General features: G+C 41.6%; 19 protein-coding genes. 4 read left to right on the forward strand and 15 right to left on the reverse strand.

All coding sequences use genetic code 11. The features are described from left to right. Positions 1 to 144: 144 nt before the first annotated feature. Both NH153_RS21355 and NH153_RS21360 read left to right on the forward strand, forming a co-directional pair. Complete coding sequence (locus NH153_RS21355; protein ID WP_063707701.1) at positions 145 to 2991, forward strand: TonB-dependent receptor plug domain-containing protein; 2847 nt, start codon at positions 145 to 147, stop codon at positions 2989 to 2991. A gap of 150 nt (positions 2992 to 3141) precedes the next feature. Beyond that, complete coding sequence (locus NH153_RS21360; protein ID WP_063707703.1) at positions 3142 to 4185, forward strand: ABC transporter substrate-binding protein; 1044 nt, start codon at positions 3142 to 3144, stop codon at positions 4183 to 4185. A gap of 35 nt (positions 4186 to 4220) precedes the next feature. On the opposite strand, the gene NH153_RS21365 is transcribed toward NH153_RS21360, so the two are convergent. The 8 genes from NH153_RS21365 to upp form a co-directional block, all read right to left on the reverse strand. After that, positions 4221 to 5846, reverse strand: coding sequence for a di-heme oxidoredictase family protein (locus NH153_RS21365; protein WP_063707706.1), 1626 nt, complete (start codon positions 5844 to 5846; stop codon positions 4221 to 4223). A gap of 43 nt (positions 5847 to 5889) precedes the next feature. Beyond that, positions 5890 to 7041 (reverse strand): imelysin family protein, encoded by a 1152-nt coding sequence (locus NH153_RS21370; protein WP_063707708.1) that lies wholly within the window; start codon positions 7039 to 7041, stop codon positions 5890 to 5892. A gap of 12 nt (positions 7042 to 7053) precedes the next feature. After that, positions 7054 to 8457, reverse strand: a complete 1404-nt coding sequence (locus tag NH153_RS21375) for a hypothetical protein (RefSeq protein ID WP_063707711.1) — start codon at positions 8455 to 8457, stop codon at positions 7054 to 7056. 259 nt (positions 8458 to 8716) lie between these two features. Further along, on the reverse strand, positions 8717 to 10486 hold the full coding sequence (locus NH153_RS21380; RefSeq protein WP_063707713.1) for an alpha-amylase family glycosyl hydrolase: 1770 nt from the start codon (positions 10484 to 10486) through the stop codon (positions 8717 to 8719). Between the two features lie 12 nt (positions 10487 to 10498). Further along, complete coding sequence (locus NH153_RS21385) at positions 10499 to 11719, reverse strand: glycosyltransferase family protein (protein ID WP_063707715.1); 1221 nt, start codon at positions 11717 to 11719, stop codon at positions 10499 to 10501. Beyond that, a complete protein-coding gene (locus NH153_RS21390) occupies positions 11712 to 13454 on the reverse strand; it encodes an HAD-IIB family hydrolase (protein ID WP_063707717.1) in 1743 nt (580 codons plus the stop codon). Before NH153_RS21390 ends, NH153_RS21385 begins: the two co-directional genes overlap by 8 nt. A gap of 138 nt (positions 13455 to 13592) precedes the next feature. Next, complete coding sequence (locus NH153_RS21395; RefSeq protein ID WP_063707719.1) at positions 13593 to 14831, reverse strand: uracil-xanthine permease family protein; 1239 nt, start codon at positions 14829 to 14831, stop codon at positions 13593 to 13595. Positions 14832 to 14840: 9 nt separating this feature from the next. Next, positions 14841 to 15470 (reverse strand): uracil phosphoribosyltransferase, encoded by a 630-nt coding sequence (gene upp / locus NH153_RS21400; protein WP_063707721.1) that lies wholly within the window; start codon positions 15468 to 15470, stop codon positions 14841 to 14843. A 193-nt stretch (positions 15471 to 15663) separates the two neighbouring features. Between upp and NH153_RS21405 the strand changes: the two genes are divergently transcribed. Beyond that, complete coding sequence (locus NH153_RS21405; RefSeq protein ID WP_138624916.1) at positions 15664 to 16482, forward strand: hypothetical protein; 819 nt, start codon at positions 15664 to 15666, stop codon at positions 16480 to 16482. Here NH153_RS21405 and NH153_RS21410 read toward each other — a convergent pair. The 5 genes from NH153_RS21410 to NH153_RS21430 all read right to left on the reverse strand — a co-directional run bounded on the left by NH153_RS21410 (position 16479) and on the right by NH153_RS21430 (position 22940). Then, positions 16479 to 17450: a Gfo/Idh/MocA family protein gene (locus NH153_RS21410; protein ID WP_063707725.1), complete on the reverse strand. Its 972-nt coding sequence runs from the start codon at positions 17448 to 17450 to the stop codon at positions 16479 to 16481. The genes NH153_RS21405 and NH153_RS21410 overlap by 4 nt on opposite strands. 2 nt (positions 17451 to 17452) lie before the next feature. Then, complete coding sequence (locus NH153_RS21415; RefSeq protein WP_063707727.1) at positions 17453 to 18400, reverse strand: phosphotransferase; 948 nt, start codon at positions 18398 to 18400, stop codon at positions 17453 to 17455. Positions 18401 to 18545: 145 nt separating this feature from the next. After that, positions 18546 to 20801 carry an acyl-CoA dehydrogenase gene (locus tag NH153_RS21420; protein WP_063707729.1) on the reverse strand — a complete coding sequence of 752 codons (2256 nt, stop codon included), beginning with the start codon at positions 20799 to 20801 and terminating at the stop codon, positions 18546 to 18548. Positions 20802 to 21054: 253 nt separating this feature from the next. Then, positions 21055 to 22587: a phospholipase D family protein gene (locus NH153_RS21425; RefSeq protein ID WP_063707731.1), complete on the reverse strand. Its 1533-nt coding sequence runs from the start codon at positions 22585 to 22587 to the stop codon at positions 21055 to 21057. Between the two features lie 158 nt (positions 22588 to 22745). Then, a complete protein-coding gene (locus NH153_RS21430) occupies positions 22746 to 22940 on the reverse strand; it encodes a (2Fe-2S)-binding protein (RefSeq protein WP_054554573.1) in 195 nt (64 codons plus the stop codon). 264 nt (positions 22941 to 23204) lie between these two features. On the opposite strand from NH153_RS21430, the gene NH153_RS21885 reads away from it, so the two are divergent. After that, positions 23205 to 23372, forward strand: a complete 168-nt coding sequence (locus NH153_RS21885; protein WP_167350253.1) for a hypothetical protein — start codon at positions 23205 to 23207, stop codon at positions 23370 to 23372. A 674-nt stretch (positions 23373 to 24046) separates the two neighbouring features. Here the strand turns inward: NH153_RS21885 and NH153_RS21435 are convergent. Beyond that, complete coding sequence (locus tag NH153_RS21435; RefSeq protein WP_058584092.1) at positions 24047 to 24598, reverse strand: hypothetical protein; 552 nt, start codon at positions 24596 to 24598, stop codon at positions 24047 to 24049. Then, the gene (locus NH153_RS21440; RefSeq protein WP_063707733.1) at positions 24598 to 26256 is read right to left on the reverse strand and encodes an RHS repeat domain-containing protein; all 1659 of its coding nucleotides are present in this window, start codon (positions 26254 to 26256) and stop codon (positions 24598 to 24600) included. Before NH153_RS21440 ends, NH153_RS21435 begins: the two co-directional genes overlap by 1 nt. Between the last annotated feature and the right edge of the window lie 62 nt (positions 26257 to 26318).

A 26318-nucleotide genomic window follows, 5' to 3' on the forward strand; every position in this document is an offset into this window, starting at 1 on the left:
AAATTGAAATTAGATGTGTACAAATTGATACGTAGTTTTTGTTTGCAAATAATAGGGACAATGATAAAGTGCACCGCGTTAACATTTTAAGAACAACTGTTAACAACCCTTTAAGGGATAAAATAAAAACTAACAGGTGAAACAATGAAAAAACATAACATCTTAGGTGCAAGTATTAAGCTTGCCCTGTGCACATCTGCACTTGCAATTTCGGGTCAGTCATTTGCTGCTGATGAAGAAGGTGTACAATCAATCGACCGCATCGAAGTTACGGGCTCTCGCATTTTACGTGAAGGCGCAATTGCACCTGCACCAGTGACCGTGATCAGTGGTGATGACTTAATTAATACTGGTGCTGTTAATATCGGTGAAGCGCTTAATAAATTACCAGCTCTTGGTAATACGTTTTCGCTTTCAAACTCTGGCCGTTACATCGGTACTGCGGGTTTAAGCATTCTTGATTTACGTAATATGGGTACTGACCGTACGCTGGTACTTGTCAATGGTAAGCGTCACGTTTCTAGCTCTGCTGGCTCTCAATCAGTTGATACAAATACAATTCCAAGCACATGGGTTGAGCGTGTTGAAATCATCACAGGTGGTGCATCAGCTGTATACGGTGCCGATGCTGTAACAGGTGTAGTTAACTTCATTCTTAAAAAGAACATCGAAGGTTTTAGCGCGAGTGTTACTCGAGGCGAATCTGATCTAAGCGATTACAGCAACGAAAAAGCAACATTCTCTTACGGCACTAACTTCGATAATGACCGCGGTAACGTGGCATTCTCTGTTGAGTATTCTGGCCAAGATACTTTAAATGCGTTAGACCACCCTTGGACTGATGGCTCTTACCGCAATATGCGCAACACTGCGCAAACAGCAGAAAACAAAGATGATCCTGCTTTCCCTGACTACATTTATACGCCAAATGCAGGCTACTATGCGATTAATAACGCAGGTGTATTCGCGCTAAGTAATGGCTTTGTAAATTCATTTAACCCAGATGGTACTTATCGTGAACTTAACATTGGCGACCAAGTGGATGGCCTTGCATGTGCTAACTGTGATTCATTTAACCTAGCACAGTTCAACCAAATTCAACCTGAATTTGAACGCTACAACATAAACTTCAAAGCGAACTATGATATCGCAGAAAACATGAATGCGTATCTTGAAGCTAAATACGTAAATAGCGAAGGTCAGAGCATTGGTCAGCCAGCATTCTTCTTCTTTAACCCAAATAACAGTATCAAGATTGATAACCCTTACCTTGATTCAAGTGTTAAAGATCTAATGGAACAAGAAGGTGTTAGCTCAATCATGGTTAACCGCATGATGACTGATTTAGGTCGTCGTGTTGAAGACAATACACGTGAAACGACTCGTTTTGTTGCAGGTTTAAAAGGCACTGTATTCACAGATTGGGAATTAGATGCGTCAGTTGTATATGGTCAAACTGATTTAGAGCGTGTTAATGGCGCTAACATGATCATGGCAAACTACTACAATGCCCTTGATGCTGTAGATGATGGTTCAGGCAATGTTGTTTGTCGCAGCGAAGAAGCGCGTGCTGAAGGTTGTGTCCCTGTTAATATCATGGGCTTCGGTGCACCAAGCCAAGAAGCGATTGATTACATCAATACTGTTTCAGTAGGTACTTCAAAGATTACCCAAACAGTTGTGTCTGCTTCACTTGCAAATTCAGCAATTTATGAATTACCAGCTGGTTATATTGGTTTTGCAGCGGGTGTTGAATACCGTAAAGAAGAAAGCGAAACTAAAGAGCCAGACAACGCAGCCGGTACCTTCTTTAACGCGCTTGGCGAAGACAAAGGTGAGTTTGACGTAAACGAAATTTACTTCGAAGCATCAATCCCACTTCTTGCTGACTTGCCACTTGTACAAGACTTAGTACTCGATACAGCGGTACGTTACGCTGATTACAGCACAATTGGTAATGCAACAAGCTGGAAACTTGGTTTAGATTGGACAGTTAACGATCAACTACGAGTACGTGCAACGCAATCTGAAGCACTTCGCGCGCCAAACATTGGCGAAATCTTTGGTGCACCAAGCCAAACATTCTACAGTGTTGACGATCCGTGTTTAGCTGACAACCTAAATGATTTACAAAACTCAGAAGTACGCCGCGCGAACTGTGCTGCCCTTGGTGTACCTGCTGATTTTGAATCAGATTACGATGCACAAACCCTTGAAGGTTTAGTAAGTGGTAACCGAGATGTTAAAGGCGAAGAATCAACCAGTACAACAATTGGTTTTGTTTACCAACCTTCATTCATTGAAAACGCAGTAGTGACAGTTGACTACTGGAAAATTGAGCTTGAAGACGCGATTTCAACCATCGGTTCACAAGACATTCTTGACCGCTGTGTGGATGCAGAAGGTGGTATTAATAACCAATACTGTAACCTGATCACGCGTGATAGCAGCTCACATGAAATTACACTTATTCAAAACTCAGTTCTGAACGTGTCTGGTCAAGAAGCATCAGGTGTTGACTTCGAATTAGGTTATGACTTTGATGCACTAGAAGGCAACTTCTCAACACGTTTAATTGGTACGTACTTAATCGAGCGTAAAACCTTCCCATTCCAAGACCAACCTAGCGACTACTATGAGTACGCTGGCACAACCGGTGAAGCGAAATGGCAAGCAAACCTTTCAATTTCGTATAAGCGTGATGGCTTCTTTACAACGTTTGATACACGTTATCTAGATGAAGTGAGCCTTTACACTGACCAAGAACTTGCAGATAACCCGAATCCAAATAGCTTAATGACATTTGGTACTTACGTTATCTCTGATGCAACAATTGGTTATAACTTTGAAAATGGTTTTGGTGTGAAGCTGGGTGTAGATAATATCTTCAACCGCAAACTTCCATACGGTACGTTAGGTACAGGTTCTGGTAGTGCGAGTTACGATAACATCGGTCGTTTCGGCTACTTAAGACTATCTTACGATTTCTAATCGTAAAATATTTGATTCTCTTGGGGCTACACATTTGTGCAGCCCTTTTTCTATCCGGTATTAAAAATACTATCCAATTCCAATCATTTACTTAAAACCTGACAATTCAAGCTATACTCTTCCCTATCGGCCTTTTAACCTAATAAGACTATGCTTAAAGCGGTATTTTTCACTATCTGCCTATTTTGCTTACCGAGTGTTTTTGCCAAGCAAAGTATTATTTTTATAAACCCCGGTCATGCCGATACCAATGTCACGGGCCCGTTTTGGTTTGAAGTGTCGCAGTTGATGCGTGACGCTGCCAAAGACTTTGATCTCGATTTAACGATTCATTATGCCAACCGGAATCATATTGAAATGAAGTCATTAGTGGCTAAGGCGCTTAAAGCTAAGCCAGATATGTTGATTTTAGTTGATGAGAAAAGTGTGCTTACCCAACAACTTTTGAGCTTAAAGCACATCTCTACGCCCATCTATTTTTTACTTAACCGCCCATCAGAACAAGAACTAAACCGTTTGATTGATCAGGGTATTAATATCGCAGGTAGCGTGGTGCCCGATAATAAACAAGCGGGGCAACTATTAGCCGATAAGCTAATAGAACAAACGCAGCACACGGCTAATATTTTCGCGATAAATGGTGATTACACGACCCATGCAGCACTTGATAGAGAGCATGGTTTAGAGCAAAGTGTTCAAACGCATGATAATGCGACTATCACCGCGAAAACAGTTGCCAACTGGTCAGCAACACAAGCGTATCGCCAGAGCCTCGGCTATTTTAGCCATCAACCAAGTATTAATATTGTTTGGGCTGCCAACGATGCCATGGCAATAGGGGCGATTGCAGCGCTTGATGAGTTAAACAAACGCAAAGATGTAAGGGTTGGTGCAATAAATTGGCCACTCAGCGTTGTAGCAGAAAAAATAGACGTCACTATCGGCGGTCATGTTACGTTGGGGGCGTTTGCTTTGGTAAATATTTATGATTTACTGAATAAGCACGCAACCGGACCTATGCATCATGAAGTGGCCATTTTCAGCCAACATAACGAACAAACGCTCAAGCTAGTTGAACAAATTCACAGTGATAACTTAGCAATTAACTTTCGCGTTTTCAGTAAAGCGAATAAAAATCCCCTTCCCTTTTGTGTTGAATCACTTCTCTTAGAGGCAACAAAAAGCGCACTGTAAAGGGCGTTGACAGTGCGCTTTTAAAGGGTTTAAAGCTATAGTGATTGTAAAAAGCTAATTAACTGAGCTCTTTTTTCACTGTTAAGCTCTGTAAATTCACGCTTACTTTTTTCAGCTTCACCACCATGCCATAAAATCGCTTCTTCAAGTGTGGCTGCGCGCCCATCATGTAAGAAACCTGCGGCAGGGTTAACTGTTTTCGTTAAACCAATCCCCCAAAGCGGACGCGTTTTCCACTCACGGCCTGTTGCCATAAAATCACGACGGTTATCAGCAAGCTCTTCACCCATGTCATGTAACAACATGTCGGTAAATGGCCAAATTTCTTGCCCTTTTACAGCCGCAGGCGCTGCAATACCGCCCAACAATAAAGCGGCACCATTTGCGGTTACAAAACGAGGCGTATGACAACCAGTACAGTTTAATTCGTTGAATAAACGTGCACCGGCTTTAACATCTTCGTCGGCAACATTACGACGAGCTGGCACAGCAAGCGTTTCTGCGTAAAACACGACCGTATCAGAAAACTCATCACTCGCTTCTGGCAATCCTTGCTCATCAGAACCGGTATCTTGATAGTTAGTACGAGATAAATAACTTTCGTGCATTAATGTATTAGCAATGCTTTCTTCAGGGAACAATGAGTTGGTTACCCCCATGTCACCACGCAGTGCACCTAGTGATTGCTGTCTGACTGATGGTGTACTGGCTTTCCAACCAAATCGTCCAAGTGACACAGGGTTTTCATCACCCGCTTGAGCCTTAACAGCATCAAATACCCAGTTTGCTTTACCAGAAATTCCATCGTTGTCGGCATCATCAACATCTTCAAGGGCTAAAATATCTTGCTCTTCAATCGCTTCAAGCAATCCAAGACCAAAGACAGGCATGCCATTACGGGCACTAAAACGTACATCTTCATTGGCAAGGGCACTTAAACTGAAGTTTTCAGGTGAGTCCCATGCATTGTCGATAGTAAATACCGGCTTTTTCAACGTGACAGTACTACCATCCGGGTAGCTAAACTCCGTGTAATCATAGCTTAGATATACATCAGCTTGGCCACCAAAATTATGCGTTTGCCAGTCTTCACGGGCTTGTAAAATCCCCCGATGAAAGAGTTGATCCCCAAACCCTTCAACGCCTGTAGCCTGACAAAAATCATTGACACTACTTGGCATTTCACACACGCCATCAGCTAAGCTAACGCGTAAAAAGATCCCTGCATCATTCGCTAACTTCACAGTTTGCTGTTCAGCGGTTGGAACAATGGTACTTGGGCGACCATCTCGTTGGTGACAAGCATTACAGTTATTGTTATTAAAAACAGGCCCTAAACCATCGAGTTCCGGGTGTGCATCATTCGGGGCTGTCGTAAAGGATGTTTCAAAATTAGCATCGCCAGTTAAGTGAATATCGAGTTCTGAATCACTTAAATTAGGCATAGGTGTAGAGAAACCATGGCCTGAATTATTGGTATCGAGGGCTGTCGCATCACCTGCCAAGGCAACGACATCAATATAATTTGGATCAGTTTCGCTGCTTGTCGGTGGTGGTGTTGTCGTTTCGTTCGCGCTTTTATCGCTGGTTTTACTTCCACATGCCACTAAAGATATGGCTGTGAAAGCAAATAGAATTGGTTTAATTGCTTTTACATTCATGACGGTATCTTGTAAAGAGGGGAAGCAGATGCTTCCCCAGCGATTATAAATTCCACTCTTTGATAAGTGGCACAACTTCTTCTTCAAGGGTCGCTTGTAATTCACCTAGCGCATCAATCGCTGTTTGAATTCGAACGCGACCAGCATCATCCTTAATCGCTTGTCTAAATGGCATATCATCTGCGCCTGCAATGGCATCAATCGCTGAAATCGCTGCTGAAATTTGAGTTTCAACTTTCGCTGCTAGTTCAGCGTCACCGGCATTGATAAATGCTTTAAGACCTGGGCTGTCGTTTTCATCGCTGAATGTGCCTAAAAACACATTTTGTACACCAACAATGTTGTTGCTAAAGTCAGTTAATGAGTTCCAGCTATATTGTGATTCAACCAATGATGTGTCAGCTGTGTCTTTGCTAGTACCAAATGGTTCTGCAATTTTACCGTTACCTACCTCATCAACAATACCAATAACCCCATTGACTAACTCTTCGATAACACCTAACTCAGATGAGTATTTATCATTGCCCGGTGTTAATAAATAATCTTTATAAGCAGGTTCATCATCCGCATTTGCAGAGATAACCCATGCATCAACAAGGCTTTGTGTATGAATATTAAATACTTCAGCACATGCAATTAAGTATTCCATTTCACGCACAGTCATTTCGTCAATTGACTTATCGTTATCTTCAACGCCATTACCGAATAATAAGAACTCCATGGTGTGGAAACCTTGTACACCATCGTCAAAGTTCTTCACATTATCAGCAGAGAACGTTGTGTTACTTGCAAGTAGTGCTTCTAAATCAGCGGTATTCAGTGGCCAAGTATCAAGATGTGGATCAATTGATAAACTATCAACAGGACCAAAGATATGTGACTCTCCTTGCTCCCAGAATACACGTGCATCTTTCCAAGCTTGTTGAGCAGCAGCCAGCGCAGCTTCGTTTTTGTTTTCTAATAATGTGAGTGTCGCGTTATGTAGAACCGTTGCCTTGCTGTTTAGCATTTCGTAACCATCAACAATTACTTGCTCAGTTACGTTTTCAATTAAGTCAGTTGCATCATAGCTAAAGCCTGTTACTTCAGTAACGGGTGTGCTTGTATCTGAAGAATCATCCGAAGAAGACGAACCACATGCAACAAGTGTTGACGCTAAAATGACAGCTGTGATGCTGTTTAATACAGTTTTCATCCCAAGGTTCCTTTATAGTTCTGTTGAAAATTTATAGCCAAGAGAGGCGCTAAAGTGAGTCGTGTCATCGATATCGTCTTGTGCGTAATAACGTTGACCGCCCTGAAGTTTTAGAATTAAGTTTTTGTTTGGAAGGTAATTTAAACCAAAGTTAAGCTCACGAATGTCGTAACGATGGATAGCCGCACCACTGGCCACTTCAAGCATTGGATTGGCATAATCAAACGAGGTAAATACATACAGCGGCGAAGATAAATCAAACAGCCCCTGCATATTATAAGCGGCTTCTACAAATGCAGATTCAGCTTTGCTACCAAGCTGTGCAAAGCTTCCCGGACGAAGACCCGGCGTAGTTTTATTAGCAGCAGTGATAGCAACTGAGTCTTCTAACTCGCCATATAAGTACTGACCACGGAACACAAGATCATCTAACGTCCATGCACCATGTAACCCGAGAATAGACACGTTTCCATCCACATCAAGTTTGCCCTGATTGCGACGGTTATCAGATGTATTTGCCGTATAGTAACTAACCCCAAAACCTTTACCGGCTTTAACATTGCCATAATCAAGGCGTAATGTGAGCGCTAAATCATCTGCGGTATTTTCTTCAAAGCGTTGCTGTGCACCACCCGCGACCCAATTAGTGGAACGGAAGTATTCAGAGTTAAGACCCGTCGTCACCAATGTTTGCAGTGTAAAGTCAGACCAACGAGAAATTAAGTTAACCCCAGTTTCATGCCAAACTTGCGGGATCATAGTTGCCTCACCCCAATGGCGAGTCGTGGTAAAGTATTGATCAGGCTTGTTTAAGTCTGTGCCTAAGCCTACCGGAACATATATATGACCAAACTTGACTGTAAAGTTAGGGTTATATTCATATTCTAGCTGTAGCTTTTCGACAATAACTTCACCACCCGCTTCAACTTCTGATTCAAATTCGCCAAATTCTTCAAAGCCGTCGTATTCAAGCGTGGTACCTGTACCGCCGTGTTCATACTCAAGTTCAAATTCGACTTTCCATTTATCATCAATTTCATATTCGAACTCAGTAACAACACGCTCTAAATCTGTTGTGGCGCGGCGCTCTGGAGAAGTATCTTGAACGTTGGCAAATACTTCGTCATTTTTATAAAGCAAAGTACCGTAGCTTTTAAAAGTAAGTTTTGATTCTTTTTTGCTTGCGACTGTAGCAACGGGTGCTGCCTGCTCAGTAACAACTGGGGCTTTTTGTTGCACTGCAACTTGCTGGGTGTTTTTTGCTTCTAATTGACTTTTTAAGTAATCAATCGCTTTTTGTTGTTCAAGGAGTTGTTGTTGAAGTTTTTCGAGTTGAGCTTGCATGTCATCATTTGCAACACTGTATAGTGGAGTCAAAGCCAATGACACAGCGAGAGAGAGTACTGCTTTCTTCATTGTAAAACGCACCTAAAAATAAAAGCAGAATGATAATAGTTGCTTTTTACATTGTAAATATTGTTAACCATATTTTTTGAGAAAAAAGGTAATTTAGATTAAATAAGCCTTATTTACTAAGACGATTTCACTATAAATTAGGGCGAAGTGATAATTTGGTGTGTAATAAGGTAGTATTGTACGATAATTCTGAATTATTTGTTAACAAGCAAACCCTATGGTGGGCTTGCTTGTTAACGAACGGATTTGCATGAAAAGTTTATTTATTACTAAGCCAAACTGCTTGGTAAGGAGCCAAAGACAAGGTTTGAGTATGTTCTGCAATCACTTCTGCGCTGATCAGATCTTTCCACTGCTCTGTTTCTATTAAGTTCAAATCAGCAAGGGTGAGTGTTTGTACCTCATCACTAATGTTATAAACACAAAACATGCTCTGTGAACGGTTAATACTTTGTCGCCAAAAACCAAATAACCCCTCGCTTAAATGCAACGTATATTGGGTTGCATTAGGATGAAATGCACTTTGTGCCTTCCGAATAGCCATTAGGTTTTTCATCGCTTTAAACACAGTACGATGATGAGCATTTTCGTTACTCAGCTTTGCCAATAAATCAGATTCCTGCCAACGGTGACGGTTAATCGCTCGGTTATGCTGACTATTTTCAAAGCGATCATAATCGTTGGTGGTACCAAGTAGGCTATGAATATACAAACCAGGAATACCTTCAAGCGCAAACATAATGGCATGTGCACATAAAAAGCGAGCAACCCCCCACTTATCAGGGCCTTGATGCGTTCCTTGCAATGCATCAAATAAGGCAATGTTTAACTCATAAGGGGTATTGGTACCATCTGGTGCGGTACGTAATGAGACTTTACCGCCATATTTTGCAGTTGTACTTACCATTTCCGCTATTTGCGCTTGATCGAGCAAGCCTTCAACGGGGCGCAAACCAATGCCATCATGAGATGCGATAAAGTTAAAGTAAGCCGTACCTTGTTGGGCTGGCGGCATACTCATCATCCAATGTTTTAATGCGGTGCTGTCACCACTGAGCAAAGTGTGCAATAACAGCGGTGGCAGTGAGAAATTGTAAATACAGTGCGCTTCGTTGGCATTACCAAAGTACGACAGGTTTTCGCGGTTAGGAATGTTGGTTTCAGTGATAATAATCACATTAGGTTCAACATGCTCTATAAGGGTACGAAGTAACCTGATCACCTCATGAGTTTCAGGTAAGTTGATGCAGCGGGTATTAAGCTTTTTCCATAAAAATGCCACTGCATCAAGACGAAAAATACGTACACCATTATCTAAGTAATGGCGAATTATCCCCACAAATTCATTCAGTACATCTGGGTTGGCAAAATCAAAATCAACTTGGTCATGACTAAAGGTACACCATACATGTTGCAAACCATCTTTTGTTTCAACCGCTTGTAAAAGCGGTGATGTACGCGGGCGAACAACTTGCACAAGGTCGTCACTTGGCTTCGCGGTTTTAAAGTACCCTTTCCCCGGCTCTTTGCCTTGAATAAAGTTTTCAAACCAAACGCTGCGGCTTGAACAATGGTTAATCACTAAATCGGCCATCAACCTAACATCCGCTGAAATATCGCGAACATGCTGCCAATTGCCAAGTGCTTCATTCACTTGCACATAGTTCATCACCGCAAAACCTTCGTCGGAACTATATGGGTAAAACGGCAAAATATGCAGGGCATTGAGTTCAGGCAAACACTGGTTTTTAACAAAGCGATGCAAGGTATGCAAAGGCGGCTCTTCAGGCTTAGCAACCGCGTCATCCGTATTAGCATGACGAATGATAGAATCACCATAAGCGATTAAAATCATATCTTGCTCATCCCAACGGTTTTTATGCGGCGTTGGGTCACGAACAGGATCATCACCTTGCATCGTATTGATCAGCCTGTCGGCAAGTTGTTCAAGGGTTGTTGGTAGTTCAACCTCAGCATAAATACACGTTAAATGTTGTATAACCCGTTGTTGCAAAAGCTCTAAAGTCACGTGCCTTCCCCGTTAAATATAATCTTTGTTATCAAGCTCTACGGCTTCTTCTAAGCGAGCAAATACATCTGGCATTGCCGAAGCAACTCGGTTCCAACTCGGCACAAACGGTGCTTCCATTGGGTTTTCTAAAAAGTGCTGACCCGCATTCATGATATTTTGTGCAAACATTTCGACCGCTTTTTCTTCATGGTGAATATCAAGTGTTAAGCCATTCATCAGCGCATCATTGTGATAGGTTTCAATAAAATCGAGTGCGATACGGTAATAGGTTGCTTTTAACGACCGAATTGTTTCACTGGTAAAGGTAACCCCCTGCGTAGCCAGCTTCCTGAATAAAGCTTTGGTAATATCAATCGACATTTTTGACAAGCCTGCCGCTTGGTTTTCTAGCGATAGGTCTTGGTGTTTATGATCATAGTTATCAGCAATATCGACCTGACACAAACGGTTATGCGAGTAGTTACGATACATCTCTGATAACACGCCAATTTCGAGACCCCAGTCACTTGGAATACGAATATCGTTGAGTACATCACGGCGGAATGAAAACTCACCCGCTAATGGGTAGCGAAACGAATCCATGTATTCTAAATAATCGTTGCTGCCTAAAATTGTTTTAAATGAACGCAATAATGGGGTTACCAGCAAACGTGACACGCGACCATTAATTTTGCCCTCAGCGGTGCGCGGGTAAAACCCTTTACAAAATTCATAGTTAAAACGAGGGTGAGCAACGGGGTAAATTAAGCGTGCTAAAAGCGCTCTGTCGTAAGTCAAAATATCGCAGTCATGCAGCGCAATTGACTCAACTTTTGAGGTTGCCAACTTATAGCCCATGCAATACCAAACATTGCGACCTTTACCTAGCTCTCGTGGGGCAACGCCCAATTTTTGTAGTTCTTTATCAAGAGCCTGTAAACGCGGACCATCATTCCAAAGTACTTTATGAGGCTGATCAAGCTCCGCAAAAAACTGCAGGGCATGACGATATTGGCTTTCATCAGCGCGATCTAAACCAATGGTAATTTGCGATAAATAAGGTACATGTTTCAGTTCTGCAATTATATTTTGCAATGCGGGTCCTTCTAGCTCACTGTAAAGCGAAGGTAAAATTAGGCCCATTGGGCGTTGTTTTGAAAAGCCCAACAACTCTTTTTCTAGTTCTTCTACTGGGCGGTCAGCAATATTGTGTAAGGTCGTGATAATGCCATTTTGATAAAAATCAGCCATGAGATTGCTCCTGTTTTGCTGCAAAACGCGCTTTGATGATAGTTAACGCAGAAACTTCTTGAACCCAACCTGCTGGGGCTGGTTTTTCGCTGAGCTGCCATGCTTTTTGTAATATTTGTGATTGCACTTGGCTGCCAGGATTATTGATTAAAATAGCGGTGTCAGCCGCTTTTAGCATGGCTACATCGTTTTGACTGTCGCCAAGGGCAATCACAGTAAATGGATTGCGATAGGCTTTTTTGAACTGATTTAACAGCCACTTTTGTGCAAGTCCTTTATTGTTACCTTTGGTTAAATGGATAAAACGCCCGCCAACAAGCACTTCGTAGCCTGCTTGGCTCATTGCATCTATCAAGCCCTGCTTTTCTTCATCACTGCCCGAAAAACAAACCGGATCTGAGTACTGTCTTTGTAGAGCCAATTCACTTTTATCGACGGGGAGTCCTGTTAACTCGGCTATTTCTTGTGCACTAAATTGGCTAAACAAACGTACACAATGACTAAATTGACTGGCATATTGTTTAAGATCGTCATGCAATTTATCGGTACTTTGCGTCATGGCAAAGCGCCAATAACCTTTATATTCATCACAGCCAATCGGCTTTACTTTAAAATAGTCTTTCGGGATATAAACAGCCGCACCATTTTCCACAATAAAAGGTTGGTGATGATCCAAACCTTTTTGAATATCAGTGACTTCAGCAAAGGTTTTGCTGGTATTAAAAATCACATTGACACCGGTATCATTCAACTTTGCCAAAAATGGTTTGATCACCTCACATTCGTAACTGTCGTGATCGAGCAATGTCCCATCTAAGTCAGTAAAAATAAGTGGTTGAGCAATTTTGTCGGCGAGCAGTTCCATCTTGGTGATATCACGCTCGGTATCAAGCAATAGTAACGCATCCACGCTGTGCGCAAGCGTGGCTAAGTTTTCCCGCGTAATACGTTCAAAATGAGAGATAAAACGTTTTAAGCTCACTTCGTCAAATGTGCCCTGCCCTTGGCCTTTTTTGGCAATTAACTTGTGCTCTTGCTCTAAGCGCCACGCATACACATCTTCGAATGAAGGCGCTTTTAACATAATGGTGTAATCAGCCATTGCGAATACATGTTGATATTCATTTGCTAGGCAGCTATTTACGCAGCGGCGCCAAATGCCGTCGGCATCTTCTAGTTGTTCTAATTCATTTACCGGGGTTTGTAGTTGATAAGGCTGCTGGGGCGTACTGGCTACACACCAGCCTTCAAAAAACACGATATCAATCGGCTTTTGGTTGCTCGGCCACTGGTCTTTTGGCACTGGATCATCCGTTAGCTTATCAAATTGAGGTAATGGCACGCCCACTTTACCAGCCAACAAAGCTGATAAGGTTTGTTCCATTAATTGCGTATCATGTGTACCCGGTACACCACGACTCGCAAACAAAGGATGAACATCTTTAGCAAGCTCATTGCGCGCATCACGACTTAAATAAAAGTCATCGATTGATAATGACACGCTATTAAATTCGGTATTGCTATTTAGCCAAGTCACTAAGAAATCAGCGAGGGTTGTTTTGCCTGAGCCTTGGCAGCCGTTAATAGCCACCAGCATTGTTTGGCCGGTCATTTTTGCGCTCAAGATATCGTGCGCGAGGGGTATAAAAAACTGCTCACTTAAGTATTGATACTTGAGTGGTAACTGATGCTTTGCTAAAAACGGGGTAATATCCACAACATTTGCCTCTTGCATAATCGCTCCTACCAGTATGACATAGAGATAAATGCAGTTAGTAGACCAGTTTTATAATTCCTTATTTTTTAAATGGTTACAAAAAAAGCGCATATTTAATGCGCTTTTTTGGTGCAATATTCAAGCAGTATTTAAGTTCTAATCAGCTTGTTGCACTGCTTTGGGGAGAACAGCATTTAAGATAATCCCCAAAATTGCGCATAAGCTCACACCTTGTAAACTAAACTCATCACCACCGATATGCATGCCACCAATACCAAACACTAAAATCAGTGCGACGATAGTCAGATTACGAGGCGCGGTAAGGTCTTCACCTGATTTTACTAAGGTATTTAAACCTACAACGGCGATAGAACCAAACAGCAAAATCATGATGCCGCCCATCACAGGAACCGGAATAGTTTGTAAACCCGCGCCCATTTTTGCCACAAACGCGAGCACAATTGCGATAATTGCCGTCCAAAGCATCACGCGAGGGTTGAAGTTACGCGTAAGCATTACCGCCCCCGTTACTTCAGAGTACGTTGTATTAGGTGGACCACCAAAAACTGATGCCGCAGAGGTTGCTAAGCCATCACCAAATAAAGTGCGGTGTAAACCTGGTTTCTTTAAATAGTCTTTACCCGTGACTTGGCTAATAGCCATCATATCGCCAATATGTTCAATAGCGGGCGCAATGGCCACCGGCACCATAAACAAAATAGCTTGCCACTTAAACTCAGGGTAAGTAAATGCCGGCACAGCAAACCAGTTTGCTTCAGTAACCGCATTAAATTCAACAATTCCTAAAAAGAGCGAAGCTAGGTAACCTGCAACCACACCTGCAAGAATAGGAATAAGTTTAAATACACCTTTGCCCCATACCGCAAAAATCAGCGTAACCAGTAATGATAAACCAGATACCCAAATTGCTTGCTCATAAGGAACTAATTGTGCACTGCCATCCCCTGCTTTACCCATTGCCATATTCACAGCGACGGGGGCTAAGGCTAAACCAATCACCATGATCACAGGGCCAACAACCACAGGTGGTAACACTTTATGCAGCGCATTCACGCCTTTAAATTTTACAATCAAGCTAAGCGCAAAATAGCAAAAGCCTGCCACCATTAAACCACCCATAGTTGCGGGAATGCCCCACATTTGTACCGAGGCGATAATAGGTGCAATGAAAGCAAAAGATGATGCTAAAAAGATGGGAACTTGGCCTTTGGTAACCACATGAAACAGTAAAGTTCCTAAACCTGCAGTAAATAAAGCCACATTAGGATCAAGGCCTGTAAGTAACGGCACAAGTACCAGTGCGCCAAATGCGACAAACAGCATTTGCGCGCCAGTTAGAATGGTTTTTAACGAAAATGTTTGATGATTTTCCACGTGAGCGCCTTACACTGTGCCAAAAATCTTGTCACCGGCATCTCCTAAGCCTGGAATGATATATCCTTTTTCGTTTAAGTGACTGTCTAGAGATGCTGTGAAAATTTCAACATCTGGGTGCGCTGCAAGGGTTTTTTCTACGCCTTCTGGTGCTGCCACTAATACAATCACTTTAATATCTTTACAGCCTGCTTTTTTCAGCATATCGATAGTTGCGATCATTGAACCACCGGTTGCCAGCATTGGATCAATAACAAGGCTTAAACGCTCATCAATTTTACCAACCAGCTTTTCAAAGTAAGGTACTGGCTCTAATGTTTCTTCGTTACGCTGAAGACCAACAACACTTACTTTTGCAGCAGGTAATAACTGCATAACACCATCCATCATACCAAGGCCGGCACGAAGAATAGGCACAACAGTAATTTTTTTACCTTTGATATGCTCTACATCTAATGTTGAACCATCCCATCCAGTGATTTGTACGCTTTCTAATGGTAGGTTTTTTGTTGCTTCGTAAGTAAGCAAGGTACCTACTTCAGACGCCAGCTCACGGAAACTTTTTGTGCTAATACCTTGCGCGCGCATAAGGCCAAGTTTGTGTTGAACTAACGGATGAGTAATTACATGGATAGACATAAGTAGAACCTAAATGAAATAAATTACGCCTATTTTAGCGCAAAATAGTCTTCTCGACTGCAAAAAATGCATGTTCACCGCATTAATTCTTTGAATTGGTCTAATATTATACAGCACCTTGCAAATATTAATTTTTTTGCAACAACACGCACCGGCAATGTTTAACAATTCATTTATTTTTGGGCCTGCAGTAATGAAAACGCTTATCTTCACTTCGATACTCCTTCTGTGTATTTGCTTACCAGCCCACAGTGAAACACTCGATATTCAAGTTATGGCTGACTTTGTTCCGCAAGATGGCGGTAACCCTGAAAATGAGGCCACCACGTTTTTGCTGGCTGCCGCAGCTGAATTAGGCGATGAAATCAGCCTACATTTTATACCTGCAAGCCGCTTAAGAGAGTGGCAGCAACTAAGAAAAATGAACAATGTTTGTTTGTACAATAAATTAAAAACCCCAGAGCGTGAGGTTCATGCTGTGTTTAGTCAGTACCCTCTGATGGCATTTCCTTCAAATAAACTGGTGGTATTTAATAAGCCCACTATTCCAGACGCCATTACCCTACTACAAGCTATCTATTACTACGACTTAACAATAGGGGTCACCAAAGGCCGTTCTTACTCAGAAGAGATTGATAAGTTTGTCCGTTTAAATGATGAGCACTTTTTCATACTCGATGGGGCAACAAATGCACCAAGGCTTGGGCAAATGTTATTTCAAAATAAAATTGATGCCGTTTTAGAATACCAAACTGTATTTAGCAACCGTTATAAACGAGCTCCGGGAATGAGTAGTATTCGTTACCTCAGCCTTAAACCAGAAAAAGCCGCGGTGTTTGGTTATATTGCTTGCTCACCAACAGAGGTCGGCAAACAAGCAATCGCGCTGTTCGACAAAGCGCTTAAAACAGAAAAAGTACGCACTTTAATTAGTGAGCGTTTAATGACGCTATTTCATGAAGGTGAAAACACACAAATTGTAAATGCCTTCAATGCAGCGTTTGAGCACTAAGCCGATAAAATCTGCTCCATAACCCAACTTGTGTGTAATGCAGTTTCACCAGTTGATGGGTGGGGTTGCTGAGCATGAAAATAGTTCGCCATGTTTTCAACATGATATTGTTGAATATGTGCAGGGTTATCAATTACGAGCTGTTGTGCGCCCTGTGCATTGTTAAGCACAATCGGCTTTTCGTCAAAAACACTAAAGCTAAGCTCGCCTTCACTGCCATAAATAATCACATCATCAAAACGATTTGCTGAAGCAAAGTTCCAGCTCCCGGTGCCTGTAACACCCGATTGATGCTGCCAGTGAGCGGTAATAGCATCGAATGCTGAATATAAGCCTTGTTGATTAGCGCATAAACCATGCACCTTATTAAAATCACCTAAAAGGTAAGCAAGTAAATCAAGGCCATGGCTGGCTAAATCGTCAAAGTAACCACCTCGTGCTACTGTTTGATCGGTACGCCAATTATACTCTCCCGATAAATCTAGGGGATTCGGCGACTTACTTAAATGCCAACTTACATGACGAGGCTTACCAATCGCACCTTGCTCAAGTAATTGTTTAACGTGATTAAAGCGTGGTAATGAACGGCGATAATAAGCCACAAATAGCGGCTGTTTAGCCTCTTTAAACGCTGCGACAATGTCAAGGCTGTCTTGATAACTTGGCGCCAGTGGCTTTTCGATACAACATGGTTTACCTGCCGCAGCAACCTCAAGAGCATACACTTTATGGCTATCTGGCGGCGTGGCAATATACACGGCATCAACACTGGTATCGTTAATGAGTTCGCTTGGCGATGCGAACACCTTTGCGACATTATGGCGTTTAACGTAATCATGGGCTTTTACTAGGTCGCGGCGTGTCACCCCAATAAGCGCAATACCTTCTGCTTGTTGATAAGCAGGGCCGCTTTTCACTTCGGTTACAGCACCACAGCCGATAATGGCAAATCGCATTGGCTTATTCATTGCTAATCCTTTATTTTTAAGTACGTTACAAATTGCTGCTGCATGTAGCCGTTTATTTTTACATGATCAGGGTTCCAACCTGCTAAAAAGCGATAAAAATCGCTCCATGCGTAACACCAAAGCGCTCGCCAACTGCTAACAACATGCGCTGGGTTTACATTCGGTTGATAACGTTTTAGTGCCTGTGTGAGGGTGTCAAAATAGCGATTTAAATAGTCATCTGCAACTGATTTTAATGCCGTATCATCTAAGCAACTGCCTAAAAAATACATGACATCAATCACCCCAACACCCTTACCAACATATTGAAAATCATAGCCAAGAACATGCTGGTTTTGTGGCGTAATCGCAAAATTGGCAAGCTTAGCATCACCATGAATTAACGTTTGATAAGGTGACTCACTCAGCGCTATATCAATAGCGTGCGCCTGCGCTTTTAAGCTTAAATCACTCATGCGCTGTAGCTCATCGGGCCGCGTTGCTAAATGCCAGTAACTACCTCGCGGCCAAAGGCCATCGGCAGAGCTTGCTAAATGAAAAGCATGAAAGTGTGCAAGCCAGTTTATAATTGCTTGAATGTCGCTGTGTGTAGCACTTGCAGGCTGGTAGCCAAGCGCACTGAAATCACTAAATACCAGCGCTTGCTTACTGCCCTCTTGTATTGCCTCAATACAGTGGATAGCCGCAGCTTCATGGGGTAATTGCTTAGCGTAATGCCGATACCAATTAAATTCGACTAAGTAAGATTGGCGCTTTCTGGCAAGTGCAAAATCACTTTGTTTTATACGACTATGATTAATCTGGCTAGGCACTTCAATCGCTTTAATTACCGCAGCAGCACCATTCATTTGGCAACGAATAATCTCACCACATCCACTCCATACTAATGCAGCTTGCTGTAGCTCTGTAATATTTGAAAAGTGACAAGTAACGAATTGCCTAAGATCCATAACGCTCTGTAATTTATATAAACCGATGGCAATGGTAGGTGATATTGGCTATTGGCACAACGGCCTATAGGCAATAAAAAACCCGTGCTAAGCACGGGTTTTCGAAGATAAAGTCCTAATACTGCTCAGGACTTGCATTGTTGAATTACTCGTTTACCACACTTTTAAGTGGGTTTACTGGCTTTGCATTGTCATCCAGTAAGTTCATATCAAAATCGAACTCATCAACACGAATCGCTTTTTCACGTTTCTTGTTGTAATCAATCAGTTTTGCATATTCTTCTTCGTTGATAACACTTGCAACAAGTGCATTATCAAGCGTTTCTGCAAAACGAACGCCCGGCTTAATAGTTTTAGCACGCAGAGCTTTTTTAACTTTCTTAAGTAAATCAAGGCACGCCATTTTCGCTTTGTACGCTTGCTCATTGATGTAATGACCATCACCTTCAATTGGTTTAACCAAGTGAGTGATTTGCGCTTTAAATGCGGTATCCATTTGCGCTTGAGTCGCAAGTTCACGGATTAAATCATCACTGATCTTAGGCATTTTCATTGAGTAGTTCATCGTAATGAAACGCATAAATTTACGAGTACCACTTGCAGGGAAGTTATCTAAGAACTTATGCAATGCTTCTTCAGCGCTTTGTAGTGCAAAGCGAGTCGCATAGTGGAAGTAAGGCGCAGCTTGCTCACGTTCACTGCTTGCTACTTTTTGCTCGTAGTATTTAATTGATGCCATCGCCGCATACAAGAAGCTCATTACGTCACCTAAACGTGCAGATAACATTTCTGCTTGCTTAAGTTTGCCACCTAGTACCAATAACGAGAAGTCAGCGTAAACTGCAAGTTTTGCAGATAATTTATGCGCTGCTTTTTCGTATTCACGTACTTCTGGTAGTGACGATTTAGCACCCGCAGTAAACGGTAATACGCCTAAACGGAAAGCTCGTAAGCTATTAGCTACGCTGTAACCCACTGTTTTACGTAAGATGCTGTTGAATTCTTTATCTGCATTTTTGTCTTCGCTGTGGATAGACTCAACCATAGTTTGTAGGTAAGGGTGACAACGCATTACACCTTGACCAAAAATCATAAGGTTACGAGTAAGAATGTTTGCACCTTCAACTGTGATTGCGATTGGTTGTGCAACATATCCACTTGCTAATGTATTTTGCGGACCATTTTGAATTGCTTTACCTGCTTGAATATCCATTGCTGAATCAAGCACGTTACGACCAATTTCTGTCATGTGGTATTTAGCAATCGCAGTAACTACAGATGGTTTTAAGCCCATGCCTAAACCTTCTGTTGTTAGAACACGCATTGCTTCTTGAAGGTAAGTTTTACCTGCGATATCAGCAAGCTTCTCTTGGATACCTTCGAATTGACCAATCGCCAGACCAAACTGCTCACGTACTGCTGCGTACTCTGAAGCACCTTTAAATGCTACTTGTGATGAACTAACACCAAGTGCCGGTAACGAAATACCACGGCCTGCACCTAAACAGCTAACCAGCATTTGCCAGCCACGGCCGATGTTCTTTTGACCACCAATGATGAAGTCCATTGGTACAAATACTTTTTCACCGCGAGTCGTACCGTTGTAAAAACGGATGCCCATAGGATCATGACGATTACCAAGTTCAACACCTGGGTGATCTTTAGGAATAAGCGCACAGGTAATACCTAGGTTTTCTTTGCCACCTAGTAAACCATTAGGGTCAACTACTTTAAATGCTAAACCTAATACTGTCGCAATTGGCGCAAGTGTGATGTAGCGTTTGTCCCAGGTAATTTCTAAACCTAACACTTCTTCGCCATTGAACTGACCACGTTTAACAACACCGATATCTGGAATGCCACCCGCATCTGAACCCGCTTCTGGGCTAGTTAGTGCGAAACATGGAATATCACGACCATTTGCAAGACGTGGTAAGTAGTGATCTTGTTGCTCTTTAGTACCAAAGTGAAGTAATAGCTCACCTGGGCCTAATGAGTTAGGAACCATCACGGTTACCGCAACCGCAGAACTCTTAGTCGCGATAGTCGCAACAATTGTTGAGTTTGCATAAGGGCTGAATTCTAAACCGCCGAATGATTTAGGAATGATAAGCGAGAAAAAACGCTCTTTTTTCAAGAAATCAAGAATGTAGTCAGGAAGATGAACACCGTTTTGAATTTCAGAATCATCAATCATTGATAATAATTCTTTCACTGGGCCATCTAAGAATGCTTGCTCTTCAGCGCTCAGCTTAGCTGCTGGCACGTCACGAAGTGCATCGAAATCAGGTTTACCTTGGTAGATTGAACCTTCTAACCAAACATCACCCGCATCTAACGCTTCTTGTTCTGTAATTGAAATACTAGGTAATACTTTTTTTAATTTTGTACGTAAGCTCATAATAAACTCATCCGACCAGATAGTAATACCTACATTACGTCATAAAACGAGCAATAGATCAATTGGTCCAACCAGTTTTTTTAACATTTTTTTATATTTATTTTTTCTTTGCACGCTAAGCACTTGAATACAATGGGTTTACACGTGTACGCTCAAACGCCTTTTTTTATCCCGAAATGGTTAACAACTAAAGGCTGAAAACAAAAAGCCCAACTAAAAAGTTGGGCTTAGGTATAAATACTGAAGGAATGGCTTATAGCTCATCTTCGATAGGGAATAACGAAATAAACCACACTTGAAAGCGTCGCCACGAAGACGTTTGTGGTTCTTCATCAAACTGCTCATTACTCACTGTGTCGAGCCAAACTAAGTCATTATCTTTGAGCTCAACTTTCCAGGCATATTCAGGCATTTGCGTATCAACCCAATGGGCCAAAAAGCGGCTAAGCTTTTCGCTTTCGATTAATACGCCCATCTCGGTATTTAAATCAAGCGAGCGAGGGTCGAGGTTCATGGTGCCCACAAAAATCTTTTCATCATCAAAGGTCATGGTTTTTGCGTGTAAACTTGCTTGTGATGACCCAGTTACTTTACGCCCCGCTTTGCGCTTAATGGCCATTAAGTCACTGGGTTTTAACTCCCACAGCTTAACCCCACCTTTTACGAGATCTTCTCGGTACTTTTTATAACCAGCATGCACCGCGGATACATCAGTAGCTGCTAAAGAATTAGTCAGTACAGTGACATCAACGCCCTGCTTTGCCCAATTGGTTAGTAATTTAACGCCCTGCTCACGAGGAATAAAGTAAGGCGACACAATAATTGCTTTTAGTTTCGGCTCACCCATTTCTTTAAATAACATTGGCGACATATTGGCCGATTTTTCACTGACGTCGTTCATTACCTTATCGGGATGATCATAAAACAACACAGACTTTTGCCAATCGAATTCTATTTCATCGTGCAATAAGCGTTTTACAAAGGCGCTTTCGCGTAACTGCTCAACGTAATTACTCTGCTGATTCTGCTCAACATAGGTCGATAAGGATTTAGTGATATCAATAAGTGATTGCTCATCACGTTCACCGTGCAAATCTTCAACAGGGTAAGACAGCTGATGATTCCAATATAAATCAAATGCTTTTGATGCCTCTGGCACAATTTCGCCAACACTCATAACATCTAAATCAATAAATTCAGAATGATCTTCAGCCGAGAAATACGCATTACCTATGTTGCGCCCACCGGTGATAAAAATCCGATTATCAACGATAAAGCTCTTGTTATGCATGCGTCTAGAAAGCTGGCTAAAGTTGGTAACAAAACCAAGCGCTCTAAAACGACGGTTAGGAAATGGATTAAATAATCGAACTTCAATATTAGGGTGAACAGCCAGTGCAGCTAAATCAAGCTCACTGTCGGCTTGCGATAAGTCATCAAGCAACAAGCGAACTCTTACTCCCCTATCTGCGGCTTTTAATAAAAAGGCCGTAAATAAAATGGTGGTTTGCTGTCTGTGGTATAAATAGTACTGCACATCAATGGTGTGCTCTGCAGAATCAATGAGTGCCAACCTAGCTACAAAGGCATCGACCCCATCTGCTAAAGGATAAAACCCTGATAACCCAGGATGATTATTACCCACTGCATCTCCTATGGTACTGGGTGTATCCGCTGCAATGGCATAGCTTGGTTGAATGGACTCTCGTGAAGGTAACTGCGCACAGCCCGCGGTGATTAAAATGAGTACTGCACAAAAAAGTGATTTTGAAGAGTCTATTATCATGGCTTCCTACCAATGACCGTGTGATACACGTATCTGCTTTGTTATAACCCTAATAAATGAAGGGGTTAAAAGCAAATAAAAACTCGTAAGTATGGGGATAAATTAGAAGAATTAAACGAAGGAAAAATTGTTAAGCACGCATGCTTAAGAGCAAGTAATTAAGCTACTTGCTCAGTGATATCTGCAATTTCGATCAGTTTGCGATTAAGTATTTTTTTACAACAACCACAACACTTGCCGCACTGGCTACCCACTTGCAGCTCTTTAGATAAATCGCGCATCGTCATAGCGCCATCATCAATTGTTTGTTCGATTTTTTTATCAGTCACACCATGACATAAACAGATATACATGAATGCAAACCACTCTCATTTCTCTTGATGGTCAGCATATTAATCTAAACGGTAATAGTTCGCAATAGTGTTATAGGCAATATTTGCATAACTTTTATACCGAAATTTCCTAAATGGCACACAACTAAAAATTTTCCCTTACGATTTGGGCAGTTAGTTAAAGGCGGCTAAAGAAAAAATTTTAAACTTTTTTGAGGGGTAGTTAGTGTTGCAGTTGAATGAAAAGATCAATCATAGGCTATCGAGTAATGTGAGGCTCAGCTTATGAACACCACAGTAAAAGATTGGTATATTGTTACAGTTATGGATGTTAAGGCTCAGCAGATAATAACAGCAAGCAACTCTTGCTACGTTCTCAAGGGATGCGGAAAACGAGCTGTTATCGATTTAGACGATTTCGAAATGCTTCGCCACGGATTTTCGCCAGAGTAAATTAGGGGGTTATAAAGCTCATCGCTTCTTTTAGCCCATTAGCTTTGCCACCAAGCGGGTTTTCATCGATCAACCACTACTAAGTTGGAGCAAATAATGCCGAATGCTCGGCCTGCTGCAAAAAGCATGTCGATATTAGAACTGAGATAATTGCACCATCACCAGATAGACCTAACGCTATTCGCAAGAAAATTATCTTTCGATGCGAAGAGCATCACGATTGCGATGTCTATGAGATTGAAAAGCTTGCGCTTGTCAAAAGGTGTTTTCAAAATCTAGACGAAAATGACCTTGTTGATGGCGAAACATTTTTTAATCAATTGGACTCTGAATAGATATAGCAGCGTCTGTCTGCTTTGGCACCAAACCAAAGGAAGCGAAGCGCCAACTTCAAAAGTTAAACGCCAGATAAAAGAAAACCAGCTCCCGCTGGCTTTCTTATCCCCGTCATAACTCAGATAAATAATTTGGTAAAAACTATGACGATAATTTTGTAAACAACACTACTGACCCCATTGGTTCTACTGACCCCAGAAGTTTAGACCTCAGTTACAGCTCCTAGCAGCAGGTCATCCAGTGAACTTGCATATCTAGTCCTTTTCTCCAACGTTTATCCTCCTTGTCCTTATAACTAAAATTTGTTCCAACTATTTCAATTCGAAATTAACCACGGGTCAATCAATCGCAACTCTTTCAGTTTTAATAGTCTTAACTGTTTTTCCACTTGTAATAACTTCGACTAGGTGAGTTTTGTTTCCTAACTTAGCGAAAACATTAAAATGTCTATTTAGTAAACATTGTTGATTTAATTCAACATGGATGTGTTTTAATTCATGCATAGACTGTAGTGGTTCCTTGCTTTCTAGGGTAGACAAATCAAATTCAATCTTATTGCTGGAGCGATTAAATCCACCTTCTATTACCCCTAATGCCATCAGTAAGCTCATTGCATAATTTACTTGCTCATCCGATATGCTAGGTCCTAACGTAATAACCTTTGCTTGACTATCTTCGCTATTACGACAATATGATTCTGAATAAATTTTCTTTTCTAACGTAGTTTTATTTTCGAACGAAAAAATTTCATACCCTTTGCACCATCCGTCAGTTGTCAGTGATGGTGCAATATTTTTTACAAAAACTTCTTTTTCACTACTTTTTGTAATAGGTGATGCAAGAAGTAAATTAACAGTAACAACATAACTTATTAAATTTATTAGCTTCATTAGTAATTCTCGAACAAGGTTTTTATAGTCGAGTAGCTAGGGTTTCTAATTGAACCACCACCGCCTCCTGAGGACATTAGTTGGTTAGTGCCAATATGGTCGAACCCAAGGACGTGGCCAAATTCGTGACCAGCTGTATATTTCCCACTGTATTGTTTGCTATACCACATTTTATTTCCTCCTTGTAACGCTATTCCACGTATAAGACGAAGTTGTCTATTTTCGTTTAAACTATAGCCACACTTTGCACACGCTAAAACTGAAATGTCGCCACCTGACTCTACTATTTGTAGATCGACAGTTAATGACAGCTGTTTACCATTATCATCTGAATATGTCCCGGTCCATTGTGATTCTATAGCAGACACATAAGAATCAAGATCTGCAGCGCTAATTTCAGCACTACCGCTAATTGTTGCAACAATACTCATTGAAGTGCCATCTTCACTTTTCGTTATTTTTGAAGCTAACTTTGTGTTTTTAATAAATTCATCAACATCTTCTACTGAGTTAGAATCAAACTTTTTACCAGATGAAAACTCTCCTTTGAAGCCCGCTTCAACAGCAGTTGCAAATGCCGCACTAGTAGCACCATTAGCAAATTTTCCACCCGTTATTTTTGAAACAGTTCCTCCTATTACTGCCGAAGCTAATATTCTTAACGGTACATTACCTATTCCACCTGCGGCACCTCCAGCACCCGCCGCAATGAAACCATGCCCAAAATTCCCCCCTAGGGCTTTATTTGCTAGCCCTCCTATAATTCCCCTCGCAATAAAGGCTCCGGGGTTCATTCCTCCCGGACTAATTGCAGAAGCAACAAATCCGATAGCAGCGGCTTTCAAGCTCCCCGTCACAGCATAAGTCACGGCAGCATTAAATACTGCACTACACCATACTTGGCATCCGGGTATGAAATTAAGTGCAATACTGATAAACGATGAAAGCCATTTATTCTTGCCTATAGCTTTGAAAAGGGCCTTGAAAAAATATCCAGATGGATCTGTATAACTCATCGGGTTATTCAACACATAAGAATAACGGTTATAACTCTGTGAATTACCCGGCGCTTGAACATGCGGATCCGCCTGCAAGAACCTACCCAGCGTCGGATCGTAGATCCGACCGTTCATATGGATAATACCTAAATCCGAAATTTCTTTATGACCTGTATAACCTTTACTTTCCACGGGGCTTTGTTGATTCAACAAAAAAACTAATGAGCTACTAGTATAGAACCGATTTTGTTTCCCCCACGCATCATAGTTTATGTGCTGAACAACGCTGCCATTCGCGTCTATTACCGTCACGGTAGAGCCTAGATGGTCCTTATGCGTATATAAAGTTTTACTTTGCTTAGCATCAGTACTGTCAATTACTACAGTATTCCCAACATAGTATTTGTGTTCAACATTTCCTGAAGGCAATGTTAAACGCTCATATAGCCCTTTGAGATATAATGTTTCCACACATGGGTCAGGTCTTGCCTTTTGCAACAATCTTACTAACACGCGAATAGTGTAATTGAAAATAATCACCCAACTCATTTCTTTGCTCAACAAAGTAAGCAAACTTTCACCTTGATGTTGCTTTAGATTTTCCAAATTGAACGAACATTTTGTCGATTTAAAGCCATTCTGGAGCTTGTGCTTGCCCATCGTAAAATGCCCAACACGTTAAGAATTTCTATTAAACATTGCTTATATATGACATTGGACTA

This window comes from Pseudoalteromonas gelatinilytica, from assembly GCF_001641615.1.
Taxonomy (GTDB): Bacteria; Pseudomonadota; Gammaproteobacteria; order Enterobacterales; family Alteromonadaceae; genus Pseudoalteromonas; species Pseudoalteromonas gelatinilytica.